We start from the raw sequence: 19,364 nt of genomic DNA on the forward strand, positions 1-19,364 counted from the left end.
GATTTAAAAAACTGGCAGTTCCAATTTTAGGAACTGCCAGTTTTTTTGTGCTTTCAAACCTTATTTTTCACTGTGTTCATCATCACTAGCACCTGAAGCGGTGTTGAAGGTGATCCCGCTGCCATCAGCATTCATCGCCACCTCAACCGTACTTTGAGCACTGACTTTACCACCAATGATCAGTTTTGCCAGCGGCGTTTCAACAATACTGGTAATGGTCCGCTGCAGCGGCCGCGCACCGTAAGCCGGCAAGTAGCCCCGCTTAGCGAGCCAGTTCGTCGCTTCAGGCGTGATCGTCAGCTTGATCTGCTGTTCGGCCAGCCGGTCAGCAAGGTGATCGATCAGCTTACCCACGATCTGCTCAACGTCCGCCATGGTCAGCGGCTTGAACATGATCGTATCATCGATCCGGTTTAGGAATTCCGGTTTAAATGACCGTTGCAACAGGCTTGCTACCTGCTTTTTGGCATCGTCTGAAATGCGGCCCTGATCATCGGTACCGTCCAGCAGGATATCGGACCCTAAGTTAGACGTCATGATTAGCAACGTGTTTTTAAAGTTCACGGTCCGGCCCTGACTATCGGTTAAACGGCCGTCGTCTAGTACCTGCAACAAGATGTTAAACACGTCTGGATGGGCCTTTTCAATTTCATCAAATAAGACGATGGAATACGGGTGCCGCCGCACCGCTTCGGTGAGCTGACCGCCTTCTTCGTAACCAATGTAGCCGGGAGCCGCCCCCACTAAGCGGGAGACCGATTCTTTTTCCATGTATTCGGACATATCGATCCGGATCATTTCGTCTTCTGAATCAAACAGGTTTTCAGCTAAGGCTTTGGCCAATTCGGTTTTACCGACACCGGTAGGCCCCAAGAACAGAAATGACCCCAACGGCTTGCTGGGATCTTGCAGACCAGCCCGCGAACGTAAAACGGCGTCTGAGACGGCTTCAACCGCTTCGTTTTGACCAATCACCCGTTTGTGCAGGTTATCCGCCAAATGCAGCAGTTTCTCCCGCTCAGAAGCCACCAGCCGGTTAACCGGAATCCCGGTCATTTTAGCCACTACGGCCGCGATTTCTTTTTCCGTTACCGATTCTTCGACCAGCCAGTCGCCGGAATGCCCCTTGTTTTCCATTGCCGCCAGTTCCTTTTTCAGTTGCGGAATGGTGCCGTGCTGCAGGACCGCGGCTTTATCCAGGTCGTACTGGGCTTCCGCATCGTGCAGGTCACGGTTAGCCTTGTCCAGCTCAGTCTTCTTCTTGCTTAACGCATCCAGCGACTGCTTTTCATCTTCCCAGCGGGCATTTAAGCTGCTGACCGTCTCCTTGACGTCCGCTAAGCTCTTTTGCACGTCTTTGAGCCGCTGCTGTGAAGCTTCATCCGTTTCCTGCTTTAAAGCGGCTTCTTCCACTTGCAGACGCATTTGCTGCCGCCGTGCCTGATCCAATTCGGTGGGCGCCGAATTCATGGCCACCCGAATGGAAGCCGAAGCCTCGTCCACCAAGTCCAGCGCCTTATCCGGCAAATAACGGTCGGTAATGTAACGGTCCGATAATTTAGCCGCTGCCACCAGCGCGTTATCGTGGATCCGAACACCATGGTGGATCTCGTAGCGTTCACGCAAGCCCCGCAAAATGGTAATCGTATCTGCCACTGAGGGCTCTGCTACTGGGACCTTTTGGAACCGGCGCTCAAGTGCCCGGTCCTTTTCCATGTACTTGCGGTATTCATCCGTCGTGGTGGCTCCGATCAAGTGCAGTTCGCCACGGGCCAGCATCGGCTTTAACAAGTTGCCGGCATCCATGCTGCCTTCGGTCTTACCGGCGCCCACAATGTTATGGATCTCATCGATGAACATGATGATGTCGCCGTTAGACTTCTTCACTTCTTTTAAGACGGCTTTTAGCCGCTCCTCGAATTCGCCACGGTACTTGGCACCCGCGATCAAGGACCCCATGTCCAGTGAAAAAATCGACTTATTCTTCAAGTTTTCAGGGACGTCACCACGGGCGATCCGTTGGGCAAGGCCCTCGACGATGGCGGTTTTACCCACACCGGGTTCCCCGATCAAAACGGGGTTGTTTTTGGTTTTTCGTGACAGGATCCGGGTGATCGTCAAGATCTCTTCGTCCCGGCCGATGATTGGGTCCCGCTTGCCGCTGCGCATGGCTTTGACTAAGTCAGTCCCATATTTATCTAAGGCTTTGAAACCTTCTTCCTGGTTTTTTGACGTGATTTTTTCACCTCCGCGGATTTCAGTGACTTTATTTTTGACTTGCTGCAGCGTTAATCCCTGTTGATTTAAATAGTCGCCGAAACGGCTGCCGCTCATCTGGATGACCGCGAGTACCAGCGTATCGCTGGCAATGTATTCGTCACCCAGATCTTTACGGACTTCATCTGCCTTTTGCAGCAACCGGTACAGATCCGGCGACAGGTTTTGCCCGTACGTGACGTTATCCCCCGCAACCTCACTGATCTGGTCAATTTCTTGATCCAGTTCTGCGTTCAGCTGATCCAGGTTGAGCCCCAGCTCACTAAAGATCTGCCGGTCGAGTTGACCAGGCTGAATTAAAAACTTAAAGAGGTGGGCGACGCCGATCGATTGCTGTTTACGATTAACGGCGATCTGTTGGGCTTCCGCAATCGCATCAGTCACTGATTGCGTTAAAATGTCTGGGTTCATTAAACGATCATCATCCTTTGCTTATTTTGACTGAATCATCATTACTGGATTCATTTTAGCATACGTCAAAGCAAAAATAAAAATAATTTGACCTTTTTTGACCAAAGTATTTTAACGGGCTTTCCGGTGACTTTTGGACCGCTTTTGAAAGACGTCATCCGCCGGTTTGAAACCCCAGAATTTGTGACCGCGGTAGGTCTGCTGTGCTAATTTGCCATGCACCGCCAAATCTTTGCCGCGCCTGGTTTTAATGTGAAAGGCAATGTCCTTGCCGGCTAGCAAATCGGCCACTTCCTGATTTGAAAAGTGGTGGCCCCCCCAGACCTGATTGAAATTAACTTCTTTGCCGCTGGCGGTCTGACCGCCCGTTTTGGCCTTCTTGGGGTAGTGCTTCACTAACTTTTCGGGATCGCCTAAATGCGTCTTCAGCTTATCGGCATTGGCCACCATGATTGGCAGATCGTGAGTCACCGTCTGCGTGGCGGTGGTCAGCAGTTCGGCTGGCGCTAATTTAAACGCACCCACTTCATCCATCAAACTCATTAACCGCTTAGTGGCATTGGTGCTGCTGATGATTGTGCCCTCCGTGAGAATGGCGGAAATCGTCCCGGTATTGGTCATGGATAAGGTCCCCCGCCGTTCCTTCATCAGGGCCGTGGCCCCCGACGTGATCTGTGATAAGGTCGATACCCGGGTCGCACCAGTCCCAATATTATGGTGCTGCAGATAGTTCATCAGCCACTTCATGGTTGGCTTGACCGGTTTCTTATTGGCGCCTTCAAAAATGAAGGGTGATGCGGTTTGGCCTAACTGTTTCTTAGTTTCTTCACCCGCTTCATCTGCGTCACTGATTTGCCGGGAACTATCAAAGATCAGCTTATAGTTCAACGCCACCGGAACGTTAAAGGCCGTTTTAAAAGCGGGATAGTCCTTCAGTTCGGCCGTGGTATGGTCAAACTCGTAGTCTTCCCCCAGCATGGCCAAGTAGTTCTTAGCCACCACCGAATAAATGGCAGGGCCGGACTTTCCATACTTCGCTAAGCTGCCCAATGAACTGGGGATCTTTTCACCGGGCCGGTTAGCCCCGTGATCAACACTGCCGTTAGTCACGTGGGTAAACCGCGGCTTGCGGTGGGTCAGTAATTTCTGGTCCACGTCCACCACGGCCGCAATCTTGGGCACCAGTGGCAGTAGTTGATAGAACTGCGCCATGGAGATCTTCGAATCATCGGTCCGCGGGTAACTGACAATTTTAGCTTCGTACATTTTTTGATAAGTACTCAGCACTTCTTTAGCGCTGTAACCCTTAGGCGCTAAAATTGATGCTAAGTTTGAGAGGTCCAGCAATTTCGGCGGTGCCGAGTGACGCCGGACCGTCTTGACGTTGGTAATTGCACTTTCATGGTACTGTGCTTGCTCCTGCTTGGCATCCGCCTGTTTTTCGTGGCGCCACTTGGCCGCTTCCTCTTCGTCTTTAAAATGCCGGGCGAAAACGTGCTCAGCATTATCTTGGAACTTCACTTCGTAAAACGGTTTGCGCTTATAATCCTTGATCGCCATTAACTGCTCGTACACGTGCCGGACCATCAAGGACTTCAGCCGGCCTTCACGGACTACCCGTACCGGATAGCCGGCCTGTTTCGTTACCGTAGTGGCGATCCGCGTTAGCTGCATGGACAGAAAATCCCACTTACTGCGGGCATCCGACTTTAAGTAGTCTCCGTCTTGCATCTGATTAGTGATCGGCTTGATCTCCCGGAAACCGCTTTGGATCGAACGAGCTTCTTCATCCGCGAAGTACAGCCGCTTGACCGGTTTTACCCACTTGATAGCGTTAATGATTTCCCAGGCCAGCAGTTCACCTTCCCCGGAAGGATCCACATCGGTCGCAATCACCAGCGACTCACAGTCGGCCACCGCTTTTTTAATGTCGGCTAAATCAGACTTAGTGGACTTTTGACGCCCAGTCCGCGGATTTTTTGCCATGATGGGCTGTTTCTCCCAGCTGAAATCATTGACCTGCCAAGGCAGATGCTCCAGCTTCCAGGAACGATATTGCGTTGCCTTATCCGCTGGCACCTGGTCCTTAGGATCAACAAATTCCAGCAGGTGCCCGTGGGAATGAACGATGCGGTAACTATGGCCCTCAAACTCGCCGCTGGTACCACCCAAGGCACTGGCAAAGTTTTTGGCCGCACTGGCCTTTTCACATAAAATGGCGTACTCAAACATGACCTTAATACTCCTTTAATCACCATAATTTAAAAGAGTTTTAGCAGCCGGTTTAACTGTTAAAGCTCTTTTTGACTGTGCTATGCTTCTTTTGCGTTTAAGCTAATGATCTTTAAAATAACGTCCGTCGCTTTCGCCATGGTCTGCTCGGATACAAATTCAAACCGGCCATGCATGTTTTCACCACCAGCAAAGATGTTTGGCGTCGGCAGGCCTAAAAACGAAAGCGTTGCGCCATCCGTACCGCCCCGTATTGGGGCAATATCGGGTGTGATACCGAGGTCGACCATGGCCCGCTTCGCCAGTTCAACGATCCGCATGTCTTTTTCAATAACTTCACGCATGTTGTAATACTGATCCTTTAACGTCACCTGGACCGTTCCAGCACCGTATTTGGCATTCAGCTGGTCCGCAATCCCCGCAAACAGCTGCTTGCGGTCTTCGAACTGCTGCCGGTCGTGGTCGCGGATAATGTATCCCAAATCAGCGGAATCCACGTCGCCACTAATTTTATAGAGGTGGAAAAAGCCTTCTCGGCCAGCCGTTTTTTCCGGCCGGTCGTGTTCTGGCAAGGCGTTATGAAAATCAATGGCTAACTGGTTAGCATTGACCATGGTATCCTTGGCCGAACCGGGGTGAACGTTGGTGCCGGTAATGTGTACCCGGCCATCCGCCGCGTTAAAGGTTTCGTACTCCAGCTGTCCCAGCGGTCCGCCGTCAACGGTATAGGCAAAGTCGGCACCGAAGTCCTTGACGTCAAAGTGGACCGCGCCAGTCCCGATTTCCTCGTCCGGTCCTAAACCCACCTTGATGGTGCCGTGCTTAATATCCGGATGAGCCATTAGGTATTGCATGGCGGTAATAATTTCCGCTACCCCAGACTTGTCATCCGAACCCAGCAGCGTTGAACCGTCAGTCGTGATCAGGGTTTGCCCTGCGTAATTTAAGAGGTTGGGAAATACCTTGGGATCCAACGTGTATGTGCCAGCAGAATCTAACGGGATCACGGAGTGGCCATCGTAGTTTTCCACGATCTGCGGCCGAACGTTCTTGCCGTTAAAATCCGCAGTATCCACGTGGGCAATAAACCCGATGGTGGGTACCTGCGTCTCCAGGTTGCTGGGTAACGTGGCAAAAACGTACCCGCTGGACGCGCTCACGTGAACGTCCGTCAGGCCAATTTCCGTCAGCTCAGCCGCCAACGTTTTCAAGAAAGCAGCTTGGCTTTGCGTGGACGGCACTGTGGTACTGTCCTCATCTGAACGGGTTTCAACCTTAACGTATTTTAAAAAGCGCGGTATCAAATTAGCGTATTGCATACTCGACCATCCTTTCAGATAAACGTAAACGGATCCGTATTCAGTTCAGATGGCACGATTTCAACCTGCCACTGGTTTTCTTGAGCCCACTGCTTAAAAAGTGCCGTTAAGTGAGGCTTGCAGATGCTTTCAATGTGGTGTCCCGGATCGATCACTGGAAAATGGGCCGCAATCATGTCGTGGCCGGTATGGTAGTAGACATCGCCGGTGACGTAAGCGTCAGCACCCTTGCGCTGAGCGATTTTAAAGAATTTACCGCCGTCGCCGCCAAGCACCGCGATCCGTTGAACGGTCTTCTCCATGTCATCGCTGACCACCCGTAGGCCGTCGACGTGGAAAACCTGCTTACAGTGTTCGGCAAATTCACGCACCGTCATGCTCTCAGGTAAGTCCCCGATCCGTCCCATACTGAATTGATGGCCTTCATGCTCTAAACGGGTCAGTTCTAAGGCTGGGTGGCCTCCAGGATACACGCCGTTAACAGCTTCCACCACCGCGGGCAGCTTAGCGCTGGGTACCCGGACTTGGATCGCCAATTCATCGGTGCTGTTGCGTTCACCAACCGGACCCAGTTCCGGGTCGGCACCCTGCATTGGCGTAAACCAGGTGGTCCCGTTCCACTCAAAACTAGCACCGGAATACCGGGCCATGTCACCCGCACCGGCACCTACCATGGCTAAGCGAACTGCGTCTGCATAAACCGGCTGCACGTGAACCGTCAGTAAGTAGTTGGCTTGCTGGGCCCCGTCCACCATGCCTACCGTATTTGATAAGCCCAAGGCCTCAGCCAGCCAATCATTCATACCGCCATCCGCACTGTCTAAATTAGTGTGGGCTGCATACACGGTGATATGGTGCTGCAGCAACGTTGCGTACATTTGATTTTGCGGATCTTCTAAATCCAAATTATGTGCCGGATGAAACATCACCGGGTGGTGGGCAAAAATCAAGTCCGCCCCGATCGAGACAGCTTCGTCCACTACTTCCGGCCGAACATCCAGGGTCACTAATACCTTGTGAAAATCTGCTTCCAGTGACCCCAGCTGCAGTCCAACGGGATCCTTGGGTTCGGCAATGGACTTGGGTGCAAATTGTTCAAACCGTTCAATTAACGTTTTAACTTTCATCTAATACAACCTCCTGAATTTGCTCGCGTTCCCGTTTAAAGGCAGCAATTTTTTGCTGCGGCGCGTTTTTCGCCTGCTGCATGGTAGCAATTACCTGATCCAGCCGAGCTTGTTCCTGGCGCCACTTCTGCTGCAGCACAGGACTTTTTTCCCGCAACAAAAACGGGCCGAACTTAAGCTCAGCTGCGGTATAAGTCACCGGCGTATCAGCGGAATCAGCCACGATAATTTCGTAGATATGGCCGTCTTCAGCTAAAATCCGTTCTGCCACGATCTGATAGCCGTTATCCTGCAGCCAGCGCCGGACGTTATCCTCGCCCACGTTGGGCTGTAAAATCAGCCGTTCACGGTGGGTCAAATGTGCTTTGCCGCTCTCTAAAATATTGGTGATCAGCGTCCCGCCCATACCAGCAATCGTAATGGTATCAACGTTATCGTCTGGGCGAATTGCTGCCAAGCCATCCGCTAAACGCGCCGTAATCACGGTGGCTAACTGTTCGTTTTCAATTTCCGTTAACGCATTGTGATAGGGTCCCTTCACAACTTCACCGGCAATTGCCGCGCTGATAACGCCCTGCTTTGCTAAATGCACCGGCAGATAAGCGTGATCTGAACCAATGTCTGCTAAACGCGCGCCGGGCCGAACAAAATCGGCAACGGTTTGCAGGCGGTTGGATAAATGTGTCCCGTTCATACGTTGTTCACTCCTCTTTAATCTCGTAGTTCCATTATAGGCTAGAGCCTAAACCCAGCACAACAGAAGAAGCCGTTTTTATCGATTCCCGCAATCAATCATCGGCCTGAAGAGCCAAAAAAAGTGCCGCAGCCGTTTTTGGGCTGTGACACTTTTTTAAGTAAAAACTCATTGAAACAAGCCTGACTTACTCATCATCACGTTTACGCCGTTTCAAACTAGTCAACCCAAGGATGCCGGTAAGCAGGCCAAGAATTCCTAGCCCAATTTCAGAATGCTGCTGCTCGTTAGTTTGCGGCAACTGACGTTGAGGGGTAGCTGAAGCCTGAGCTTGGCTGCTTGTTCGACTGTTTGATACCGTCCTTGTTGTTGAAGCGACCTCTGAGGCATTGGCCGTCTTCACCGTTTCAGCACGACCGGCATTCCGGCTGGTTACAATTGCGTTTCCAGAACCCTCGGTCTGCTTGCCAACAATCGCCTTGCCCGGTGCAGGGGTTTCCGTAACGATCTGCCCTGGGGTAGTCGTGTCATCATTTGGACCCATTGACGGCGGAGTAGGCACCATTGAATTTTCGGTTGAGTTACCGCCTGGCTGTTCAACCGGTGTAAGTGTATAGGTGACGTAGACATTTTCGTTGTACTTTGAAACGTCGTCAGCCGCCACACTGCCAAGTGCTTGTTGACCGACCTTGGTTGGGTTAGCCGTGTAACCTGGCAGATCAGGCACTGTCACCTCATAGTAGGCACCTTCTGGTGTGGCGACACTAGCACCAGTGACTTCATCGGTGACCACGTGCCATTTAACCGTCTGGACCCGTGGCGGGAGTGGTTGCCCCGTGTAATTCGGATCATCAACCACGTAGTGAATCGTTCGGGTTGAAATGGCTGCGGTGTAATCCAACTTATGGTTCAAGTGAATCATAAACGGTTGATTGTGACCAGCATTGAAGATGTACGTACCACTAGATGTTTTCCCAGGGGCAAGAACATAGTGAGCAGGAATATTATTCGTGTTCCAAGTAGCCGTACCGTTAGTGACACCCGTGATGGTCGTTGGTGTACCCACAAGTGCACCGCCATTATCATCGTCAACGTATTCCACTTGTGCTGTCTGTTCACTTGGATGGTATGTGACAGTTACATCATCAATTTTAGCTTTTGGCAAATTATCACTTGTCACACTACCATAAGCTTTCTGCGCTACTTCTGGCGTATCCGCTTCGTATCCTATAATTATTGGTGAGATCTGTTTATAGTAGGCACCTTGTGGTGTAGCCACCGTTTCACCGGTGGCTTCATCAGTCGTGATCTTCCAGTTGATCGTCTGCGTCTGTGTTTCCGGTACTTGACCGGTGTAATTAGGATCATCGACGACGTAATTAATCGTTCTGGTCGTTGTAGCCTTACTGTAATCCACAATGTGGGTCAGATGAATCTTCACTGTCTGATCAGTACCATTCGTGAACTGATACGTCCCACTGGCAGCCTGCCCGGCGGCCAAATGGTATCCTGCTGGCTTATTGTTCGTGTTCCAGTTAGCTGTGCCAGAAGTCTTGCCGGTGAGCGTAGTTGGTGTCCCAACGACTGCGCCGTTGTTATCATCATCTACATATTCTACTTTAGCGCTCTGATCAACTGCAGAATAGGTAACAGTCACACTCGAATCAGATGGCTTTGTAGTAGTAACCGTATCAGTCCCTGCTGCAACAGTTGCTTGATCTGGTGTATAACCCGGTACTGTTGGTGAGGTTACTTCAGGGTAGTTACCAGTTGGCGTATACGTTGTCGCACCCGTAACTTGATCGGTAGCCACTGTCCAATTCAATTGCTTGCTGTTTGATTCAGGATTGCCAGTGGCAACCCCCGTATAAGTAATTGTTCGGGTGGTAGACATCGTCGTCTGATCAACAATATGAACCAGGTGAATCTTAACCGTTTGATCAGTGCCATTGGTAAACTGATACGTGCCGTTTGCAGCTTGACCGTTAGCCAACTTGTAGCCAGTCGGAATATGATTAGCAGTCCAATTTGCGGTGCCTCCTGAAGTCCCGGAAATTGTTGTCGACGTACCAACAACTGCACCATTATTATCATCATCAACGTACTCAACTTGAGCGTTAACATTACCGACTAATTCATACTGAACAAAATCACCGTCATAGAAGTATTGCGTAACTTGCCCAAATTGAGCTTTACCGTCACCAGTACCATCAATGATCGTTGGTGTCGTGTTGCCAGAAACATCAGTCACAAGCTTATAACCAGTTGGAATTAGCGCTTGATCAGTACTTGAAAAACCAGAAAGTTTTGTTGGGTAATCATCCTTAAACGTATCCGCATTATCATTAAGTGTCTTGGATAAATCATCCAGATCGATATACTGATCAGCCCCATTAGCATCTACATAGTGGAATCGTGTCTTGATCGTCGATGTCCCAGTGATTGCAATCGAAGCATCATTAGAATTTACACTGGCTTTCGCACCATTCCCGTAGAAAATAGTCTGCAAATAGCCAATTTTACCGGCTAGTGTATTAAAGTTATCAGCCGTACCACTGATTGGGATTCTACCCGTTGAAGTATTGGCCTGAATCCCTTTGATCTCGATAACAATCGAACGAATTGCCGACCAGTCAGTAACTTGATCAGCGGTGACGTATCCCGTAGTATCTGGCGTTGTCGCATTATCATTGACTGCTTGGGGTTGAGTCGAGTACAAAACGGTGGGGTTAATGGCAGCTCCTTGGCCATCAACAACGGTGTAATTGGTTGGTACCTTGATTGGTCCGGTTAACTTAAACGTGTATTGAGAACCCTTTGAATCACCAATCGTAGGTAAGTTGATCGCCACGCTAGCGTTACTGTCTTTGGCGTTATCAGCTAAGGAAGTGTAGACGATAGCATCAAAGAAATTCAGTGTTGAATCGCCTTGGTCGTCACTTGTACCTTTAGTAATCGCATCCACATTTTGATTACCTTGTGCTAATGAGGTGTTGAAGAAAGAACTAGCCGTCGTAATCGTCCAATTACCGCTACCGACGTCGCCCATCAAGAATGCGTTTGGATTGTTCTCAACGTAGCTAGGATCAACGGCTGGTGTATTATTAGCTATTTTAGTTTTGGGCGACACAATGTACATATAGAAAGGATAATTTCCTGGTAGTGCATCCGGCTTGTTAGCCAAAGTAACGGTAGCATATGTGCCAGTATCTTTGTGTGTATCAATCGTCACACCAGAACCCGTGTAATCAAATTTAACCACCGTATGACCATCATCCGTCGTAAATTCACTGATTTTGGCCCCATCTGGATGATTCGTTGACGCAACCGTGCTGGACTTAGGAATGACAAAGTAGAAGATCGGTTCAAAAATATCGTAAGTCGTTTGACCTCGACCGCCACCCTGTTCTAATTGAAACTTTCCAGCGTTAGGGTTCCCCGGCATGTCCCAGTTGGCGTTATGTGACACGTATCCAACACCTAGGGATTCGGCTTCTACAACTGTTTGTGTCACTGACTTATCGCTTGTAATTGGGTTACCACTGGCATCAAAACCCGCATTAAACGTCGTTATAAGCTGATCGTTAACTTTAACGGGTGCTCCATTATCATAGGTGTTTGATAAATGACCAAAAATAACAAAACTAAATTTACCACCTAATTGATTGTTGTCGCCCGTATTAGTACCGGGAGCCAGTTGATTAGGCACAAAAACAGCTGTACGAATAGCTGAATGATCATTTGGCGTTACCTTGTCGCCAGCATTAACCGTACCCGTTTCAGTTGTGCCATCAGCTAGCGTCAGCGTATAACTGTAACTAGTCGTTTCTGGTAAATAAACGGTTGGGGAAACAATCGATCCTGGTACTTGAATACTTGTGGCATCCAGACCATCGGGAACCGTAATTTTAAACTGCGTACTTGACGATTCAGCTGCCGAATTATAAGCAAAGCCAAAACTGGCCAAGTACGCTGGGTCATCAGTAGGATCAGTGTCCAAAACAAACTTATTGGTTCCCGTCGCATTCCCTCTGCCAGTAGTAGCGGCAGTACTATTTCCAACGTCAGTACCGCCTTGGTTAGCAATTAACGTTATACGCCAAGGGTCAGCTTTATCGGTAATCGTGTCATTATCCGAATTGACAATTTGAGAAAATGTTACGTCACCACTGGCCGTCAACGTCTGGTTCGTGTTCGTTTGAGGGACATCAAAAGCGCCGACGATTTTATATGGTGGAACTTCCTGGTAGCCTTGATTACCAGCCTTTGCTGGCACATTAATCATGACATCGGATCCCTTGCCGCCAGGTTGGGTGATCGTTGTGCCATCGGTAAGGCCATTGATTTGACTCGTGCTATCTTCGTCGAGAACAAAACCCGTTGGTACCGGAATCGTGATCTTAGAACCGCCGTAATTGTCGGCACTATTAACCTTAGCAGACTTCCAACTATCATCTCGGATACCGTTGGCTTCATTAACGCTCAGTGCAAAAACATAATTTTTGTTGGGTAAAATAACCGAAACCTCTTTTGAACTCGGATAGAGTAAAGTAACCGTGGATAATTTAGTCGTTGGCTTAATGGTCTGAGTAAAGGTGACCGGTGTTTGAGCTTGCCCATTGATGGTCCAGGTAATCGTTTTGGTCAGTGTTTTGCCCACATCAGGCATACCAGCATCCTGTCCAGCATAATTACCACCGATATCCAGTTTGATTTGCTGAGTGGTTGTTGAATCGGCAGTAAAAGTATCAGTAATCGTGTGTGAACCATCGGCATTGGTCGTCTCAGTCGTCGTTCCTGCTGCGGACACTAAGTGAGCTGCAGACTGATATGAAAACACCTGTGTATTAGCTGGAATAGTGATGGTATAAACGTCTCCAGCCTTAGCATTAGTCGTTAAAGTCACCGTTAGTGGCGGTGTAGCACCCGTACCATACCCAATGGCATTAGTCGAAATCTTCAAAGATGCCTGTGAATCAGGTGCAACAGCATCAATTTCCTGTGGTTGATGAGTGGCAGCATAAGTTTGTTCTGCACTCGCCTTGGCAGCCGCTACCTGCTCTTGCGTCGGGTCAACTAACCTTGTGGCGGTCGCTGGTTGTTCACTTTTGGGCTTAGCCGATTGGATTTGCGACTCAGCTGGTGCACTGACTTTAGTGGCAGAATCATCAGCAGACTTAGCAGCCGTATCACTTGCAGTTACAGGTGAATTTTCAGCGCTTTCGCTACTGTTTGTGGGCACTATACCGTTAGCTTTGACGTTTTTAACCGGGTTTTCAGATGAATCGCTTGTTACATGATCACTTGTAGTTGCAGTGTTACTGGAGTTGCTGACAGTGGTCTTTTCACCCGCTTTTGACGGTGCTGTACTGGCCTTTTCAGCACCCACAGCACCGTTACCTGAATCCGCCGATACTGTATTGACTGGGGTCTGAGAAGCAGTCGTCGTAGTATCGGCATAACTCGTTGTGCCCCCTAACAGCAAACCGACACCAAGTGCCAAACTAGCAAGGCTGGCATAAATCCAATGTCTTCCAGCCTTATACGTCTTATAATGTTTTGTTAAATTCGACTTGACTGTTCGAATATGATTGTTCTTGCCTACCATTTTGATACCCCCAAAGTTTAATTTCCCTCTTAACGTTATAACGATAATTAGAAGCTTCTTAAAATACTCTTATTTTAAAGCCTTTGATAAACGAATAATCTAACGTGATTTCCCATAACATTTAGCTTAGTAACCGCTTTTTACGCCCCTCCTCTTTCCCTTGATTATAAGATTATCTATTTCACAAGTAAAGAAGACCGCCTAAATTCAACAGACCTATTTTTAGAAAATTAAAAAACAATGAGAGCCAGCTTTATCAGTTGGCTGCTAGCGAACGGGAAACCAGCTCATTGGTTGAAGTCGTGACATAACTCGGTAGATTCCAGAATTTAACACCAAGCAGCGTTCTTCCGATGGTCTTGATTGGGAAGACGCTGCTTGGTGTTAAACGGCCGGAATCTGAGTGATGAAACGGGTTAGGGCTACCATTAAAGAAATGAACGAAAGTAAATCCTAAGCTGTGTTTTAGTTAAGAAACTCGATTGCAGATTTATCAATAGAGACTTATAGCACAATCTCCCTTGTGTTTCCCTGCTCCTGAATAATTATGGCCGTCTAAGATAGTGATTCATCTCAGCATTAAAAGACCGCATTTTCTCAACTGACGCCACTTTATAAAAAAACACCTTGATCATCAAGTCATTTTGACCCGTGATTAAGGTGTTTATTTATGATATTAATGGGTAATAAAAATTAAGCTGCTTTTTTAAGCCTACTCCAAAAAATCCTTCAGCTGCTTTGAACGTGATGGGTGACGCAGCTTACGCAAAGCTTTAGCTTCGATTTGACGAATCCGTTCACGGGTAACCCCGAAGACTTTGCCGACTTCTTCCAAAGTACGGGTGCGGCCGTCATCCAAACCGAAACGAAGACGCAAAACGTTTTCTTCCCGGTCAGTCAGCGTATCCAAGACGCTTTCAAGCTGCTCTTTCAGCAGTTCGTAAGCGGCGTGGTCAGCCGGACTAGTAGCATCGTCATCTTCAATGAAGTCGCCTAAGTGAGAGTCGTCCTCTTCACCAATTGGGGTTTCCAAGGAAACGGGTTCTTGAGCGATCTTCAAAATCTCACGAACCTTTTCCGTTGGCATATCCATTTCAGCACCAATTTCTTCCGGAGTAGGCTCACGGCCTAAGTCTTGCAGTAATTGACGTTGGATCCGGATCAGCTTGTTGATGGTTTCAACCATGTGCACTGGGATACGGATAGTCCGGGCTTGGTCCGCAATTGCACGGGTAATGGCTTGACGAATCCACCAAGTCGCATAAGTTGAGAACTTGAATCCCTTACGGTAATCAAACTTTTCAACGGCCTTCATCAGACCCATGTTACCTTCTTGAATCAGGTCCAAGAACTGCATCCCACGGCCAACGTAACGCTTAGCAATGGAAACCACCAAACGTAAGTTAGCTTCGGCTAATTCTTGCTTAGCTTCTTCGTCGCCTTGTTCGATCCGTAAGGCTAACGCAACTTCTTCGTCGGCCGTTAACAGTTTGACCCGACCGATTTCCTTCAAGTACATCCGCACAGGATCATTGATTTTAACACCAGAAGGTGCGGAGGTATCCTTTAACTCACTGGCACTGACTTTCTTGGCAGCCTTAACGGCACGTGAATCTGGGTCACCGTTTTCGTCAACGACACTGATACCGGCATCTTCGACTTTTTCCAGCAGACCATCCATCTTTTTGGCGGTTAAACCAAACGGTGAAGCGATCTTATCTGAAAGTTCATCATAGGTGACTTGTCCCTTTTTCTTGTAGTCCTTTACCAGGTTCTTAACGGCTTTATCGTAACCTTTTTGATCGAATGCCTTGCTTGTCGTCTTGCTGCTTTTCTTTGTTTCTTTTGCCATTAGAAAGCCCCCTAAGCTTGTTTTTGAGACTGCTTTTGTTGTTGTAGCTTAATGTACTCGATCACAAGTTGGCGCACGCGGTCGTTATCGCCTAACCGCTTGGCTTCTTGCAACGCTTGTTCCGTTTCGCCAATTTGTTTCGTCAGCGGCGCAATCTTCATGATCAACTGAACGTAATCATCGATTTCGCCCTCACTGGTTGACTCGTTTAACTGCATCGATTCAATGTCGATCACCAGGTTTTGCAAATGATCATTGTGAATAAAATCCACAAACTGCGCTGGTGCATAACTCTGGTGGGTCTCAAAGTACCCTTGTGCCAGCGTGTAAACCAGCTGGTAATCATCGTCAGCAAAACTGAACTGCGGTATTCCGGTGACCCGCAACCACACATCGTGATCGTGCAGCATCCGGTACAGCAAAGCCCGTTCCGCCTTTTCGACCGGTGTGCGCTTGACCACCTGCTGCTGTTGCGTCGGTGGCTGGCTTTGACCAGTGCGGGCAGCTGGCTGACTCGCCTTTTCAGTGGTTTGTTTAACCGGTTTAACCATGGCTAACTGCTGACGTAGACTGGTTTTTTCCAGTTGAAAACGATCTGCTAGCTGAGTCAGATAAACGTCTTGTTCAACCGGCGATTTCACCGTTGCCAGAATAGCTAGAATATCATTCAGGTATTGCAGCCGCCCGGCATCAGTGTCGACATCGTATTGGCCCTTCAAGTACCTCATCTCAAACGCGACTGGTGTTTCGCGGGCGGATTCCAGCGCGCTGGCCAATTTGGCCTCACCGTACTTTTGCCGGTATTCGTCGGGATCCATGCCCTCAGGCATCTGAATGACGCCTAACGTTAAGCTGGAGTTATCGCGTAAAATGGATAACGCCCGCTGCGTCGCCTTTTGACCCGGGGTATCACCGTCATAACAGACGTAGACTTGCTTGGTGATCCGCTGAATCGCATAGATCTGCTCTTCAGTCAAACTGGTTCCCATGGAAGCCACGCCGTTATCCACACCGGACTGGTGGGCCGACATCACATCCATAAACCCTTCAAACAAGATCAAATTACCCTGCTTACGCACGGCTCCCCGCGCCAGATCGAAGTTAAATAGCACCTTCCGCTTATTAAACAATTCGGTTTCAGGACTGTTCAAATACTTGGGCTGGTCCGGCAGCTGTTTTAACAGCCGACCGGAAAACGCAATGACTTGACCCGACTGGTTGCGGATGGGATACATGATCCGGTCAACGAACCGGTCACGTAAGTCACCATCCTGATTCTCAATGAACAAGCCGGAATGCCGCAACGTCTGGTAATCAACCTTATGCGTCTCAAAGAACGGCTTTAACAACTGCTTGCTGGGGGCATACCCCAAACCGTAATCCGAAATCGTTTGATCAGTCAAGCCGCGTTTATGCAAGTAATCTAACGCTGGCTGGCCCATTTCCGTGTTCATTAAAATGTGCGTGTAAAGCTTTGTTGCGTCTTGGTGCAGCTTGATCAGCTGATTTGTCGGTGACTGCGGGTCACCGTGCTGACCGGCACCGGTTGCTGCGTTAACGATCTGTTCATCAAGCGAAACGTGTGAGAATTCTGCTACTTTGACCACAGCTTCTTGGAAGCTGACATTCTCCAGTTCCATCAAAAACTTGAAGACGTTACCGCCTCGGCCGCAACTGAAGCAGTGAAAAATCTGCTTATCTTCAGTGACCGAAAAAGAAGGTGTCCGTTCTTCATGAAATGGACACAGACCAAAGAAATTCTTCCCTTGCTTCTGCAATTGGACATATTGACTAATAAAATCCACGATATCAGTTGCATCGCGGACTTGTTCAATTACCTGTTCGGGTATTCTCGCCAACGGCGCAACCCCCTTCATTAACAACCAAATCGCTTCAAAAAACATCGGTAATAACCTGCGGATAAATTGTCAAAACAAATTCATAATCACTATCAATCATTCTTTTTTGCAATCTACCGCGTACGTAGTTACATCATATCAAGTTAAGTGTATATGTGCAACTATAACACCTTATATGTAGGCAACTAAAAAAGATACCTTTAGCTTGATTATGCGAACGTACGTTTGTATAATGGATTTAACTTTAAAGGCGGTGTTGAAAATGACCAACTTCATTAACTTAACTGGCACACTGACGGCAGAACCCAAGGTGATCAAGCAAGTGCCTACAATGCTGTACGTTCCTATTCTAACAATTGACGGGCAAACATTACACTGTATTGTGGTGCAGCATGCCTTAGATTTCCTCTATCGTGCTCGAACGAACAGTAAGATTGCCGTCTATGGTCACTATAATCAGCGCCACCAGTTCGTGATCAATAAATATTTTGTTCAGGCACAAGTCTCCTAACTCATTTAAGCAGACTTCTGCCATTTTCTTACAACATACTAAAAGGGACCCGTGGCTTAAGTCTATATCGATAGGATTTCAGTTAATTTTTTGACTAAAACACCGTTAAAAATGTCTCTTAGTTCACTACTGGAATATAGCCTTAGCCTGCTCCACAACTCAGATTCCGGCCATATAACACCCAAATGCCCCATCCCAATAAAACCATTGAGATAGGGCATTTGGGTGTTATATTCTGGAATCTACCGAGTTGTGTCACACCCTTTTTTAACGCTTTAAAATGACAGAAACTCACCTTCTATTTTCTACTGCGATTCGACCATTTGTAAGGCTTCACATTCTGGACATTAATTGGTTTTCTTCTGGACATAATAAGTGACAACAGAACCCTTGGTAACATCATGAGTTCCTGGTTGCGTCCCAAAGAAGTTATCTTCGGAATAAGCACCTATATATCCAGCAGGCATATTCATGTATTGAGTAGATGCGCCTGGCTGATTATCGAATTCGTAGCCAAAATCCATGGTCGTTTTACCGACTGCTGCACCAAACGGTACGATCACAGAGCCGACTTTTTTACCAGTACTTCTTTCAACATAGTTGACCGTGACACCGTCCTGCGCGCTAACGGGAGCAATCTTTTTTAAGGCACCATCTCTAATGACACCGGCAATTCGGCTATTAGAAAGATCTTGGACACTTAACCAGCGGTCACCTTGGCGCGTCCGCGTCTCAGCACCCGTGATCACAAACACATCGTTCGCATAGTCAGCTGACGAAGCCTTGTTAGGCATGTTGACGATCACCTTAAACGGACCAGTTTCGAATGGTGTGGAATAAACCTTTGCCGTGCCGTCGTTGGCAGTCCCCGGATTAGCCAGACGGTAGAAACCCGTCGCCTCATCCGTAGTTAAAGAACTTGGCGTAACGGTCTTGAAGGCGTTGACGCCCCCAGCTGGCACAGTATGCGCAGCATCCTGATATCGAATCACGCCAACGTAAGGGTTCTTTGTTTTCCCATCGTAGATCCAGCCTTGCACTTTGTGATCAAAGGTTGCAATTTTAAGGTAAACACTGTGTCTATTCGTAGTCGCCGTTCGCAGCCACATAAAAGAATCCATCCCGTGCTTTGAAACGGCGTATTTTTTAAGTTGACTCTTTGTTTTGACGACTTTGGCGCCCTTAGTCGTCCCCGGTTTATTATAAAGCGCATGCTTACCCGTCACGTTCAGGTAAGTACTTGATTCAACCAGTGAATATGACGTTTTAATGACTTTAGCATAACGCTTTGCTTGAGCAGTGATCGCACTAGCGCCAATTCCGCCAACCAGCAAACCCATTGTGAGTAATCCCTTTAACCATTTGCGATTTAGCATTGTTTTCCCCCTGTAGGATCGATCAAATTTTTTCACAGGTTAATTCTAACATTTTTAGCCACTACCGGAGAAATGATACGCAAAAAACCAGCCTGAGC

At 48.3% G+C, this 19,364-nt stretch carries 10 protein-coding genes; 1 reads left to right on the top strand and 9 read right to left on the bottom strand.

The window, feature by feature from the left end; genetic code table 11:
* Positions 1 to 60: 60 nt before the first annotated feature.
* The 8 genes from clpB to dnaG form a co-directional block, all read right to left on the bottom strand.
* On the bottom strand, positions 61 to 2,688 hold the full coding sequence (clpB, locus tag CES81_RS06075) for an ATP-dependent chaperone ClpB (protein WP_089121074.1): 2,628 nt from the start codon (positions 2,686 to 2,688) through the stop codon (positions 61 to 63).
* Positions 2,689 to 2,799: 111 nt separating this feature from the next.
* Complete coding sequence (locus CES81_RS06080; RefSeq protein WP_089121075.1) at positions 2,800 to 4,920, bottom strand: DNA topoisomerase; 2,121 nt, start codon at positions 4,918 to 4,920, stop codon at positions 2,800 to 2,802.
* An 80-nt stretch (positions 4,921 to 5,000) separates the two neighbouring features.
* Positions 5,001 to 6,239 (bottom strand): peptidase T, encoded by a 1,239-nt coding sequence (gene pepT / locus CES81_RS06085; protein ID WP_089121076.1) that lies wholly within the window; start codon positions 6,237 to 6,239, stop codon positions 5,001 to 5,003.
* A 14-nt stretch (positions 6,240 to 6,253) separates the two neighbouring features.
* Complete coding sequence (locus tag CES81_RS06090; protein ID WP_089121077.1) at positions 6,254 to 7,366, bottom strand: Nif3-like dinuclear metal center hexameric protein; 1,113 nt, start codon at positions 7,364 to 7,366, stop codon at positions 6,254 to 6,256.
* A complete protein-coding gene (locus tag CES81_RS06095) occupies positions 7,356 to 8,060 on the bottom strand; it encodes a tRNA (adenine(22)-N(1))-methyltransferase (RefSeq protein ID WP_089121078.1) in 705 nt (234 codons plus the stop codon). Before CES81_RS06095 ends, CES81_RS06090 begins: the two co-directional genes overlap by 11 nt.
* A gap of 187 nt (positions 8,061 to 8,247) precedes the next feature.
* A complete protein-coding gene (locus tag CES81_RS06100; protein WP_089121079.1) occupies positions 8,248 to 13,668 on the bottom strand; it encodes a mucin-binding protein in 5,421 nt (1,806 codons plus the stop codon).
* 712 nt (positions 13,669 to 14,380) lie between these two features.
* A complete protein-coding gene (rpoD, locus tag CES81_RS06105; RefSeq protein ID WP_089087900.1) occupies positions 14,381 to 15,520 on the bottom strand; it encodes an RNA polymerase sigma factor RpoD in 1,140 nt (379 codons plus the stop codon).
* A gap of 11 nt (positions 15,521 to 15,531) precedes the next feature.
* Positions 15,532 to 17,379, bottom strand: coding sequence for a DNA primase (dnaG, locus tag CES81_RS06110; RefSeq protein WP_089121095.1), 1,848 nt, complete (start codon positions 17,377 to 17,379; stop codon positions 15,532 to 15,534).
* Between the two features lie 262 nt (positions 17,380 to 17,641).
* Between dnaG and CES81_RS06115 the strand changes: the two genes are divergently transcribed.
* Entirely contained in the window at positions 17,642 to 17,890 is a 249-nt protein-coding gene (locus tag CES81_RS06115; protein WP_089121080.1) for a hypothetical protein, read from the top strand.
* A 347-nt stretch (positions 17,891 to 18,237) separates the two neighbouring features.
* Here CES81_RS06115 and CES81_RS06120 read toward each other — a convergent pair whose 3' ends face one another.
* Positions 18,238 to 19,266 carry a GW dipeptide domain-containing protein gene (locus tag CES81_RS06120; protein WP_089121081.1) on the bottom strand — a complete coding sequence of 343 codons (1,029 nt, stop codon included), beginning with the start codon at positions 19,264 to 19,266 and terminating at the stop codon, positions 18,238 to 18,240.
* Positions 19,267 to 19,364: the final 98 nt, after the last annotated feature.

Origin of the sequence: Secundilactobacillus pentosiphilus (genome assembly GCF_002217985.1) — a bacterium.
GTDB classification, from domain to species: Bacteria; Bacillota; Bacilli; order Lactobacillales; family Lactobacillaceae; genus Secundilactobacillus; species Secundilactobacillus pentosiphilus.

Coding starts and splice junctions, on each gene's coding strand:
- CES81_RS06080 (WP_089121075.1), bottom strand. CDS start 4,920: ATGTTTGAGTACGCCATTTTATGTGAAAAGGCCAGTGCGGCCAAAAAC.
- pepT (WP_089121076.1), bottom strand. CDS start 6,239: ATGCAATACGCTAATTTGATACCGCGCTTTTTAAAATACGTTAAGGTT.
- CES81_RS06095 (WP_089121078.1), bottom strand. CDS start 8,060: ATGAACGGGACACATTTATCCAACCGCCTGCAAACCGTTGCCGATTTT.
- CES81_RS06090 (WP_089121077.1), bottom strand. CDS start 7,366: ATGAAAGTTAAAACGTTAATTGAACGGTTTGAACAATTTGCACCCAAG.
- CES81_RS06100 (WP_089121079.1), bottom strand. CDS start 13,668: ATGGTAGGCAAGAACAATCATATTCGAACAGTCAAGTCGAATTTAACA.
- CES81_RS06120 (WP_089121081.1), bottom strand. CDS start 19,266: ATGCTAAATCGCAAATGGTTAAAGGGATTACTCACAATGGGTTTGCTG.
- CES81_RS06115 (WP_089121080.1), top strand. CDS start 17,642: ATGACCAACTTCATTAACTTAACTGGCACACTGACGGCAGAACCCAAG.
- rpoD (WP_089087900.1), bottom strand. CDS start 15,520: ATGGCAAAAGAAACAAAGAAAAGCAGCAAGACGACAAGCAAGGCATTC.
- clpB (WP_089121074.1), bottom strand. CDS start 2,688: ATGAACCCAGACATTTTAACGCAATCAGTGACTGATGCGATTGCGGAA.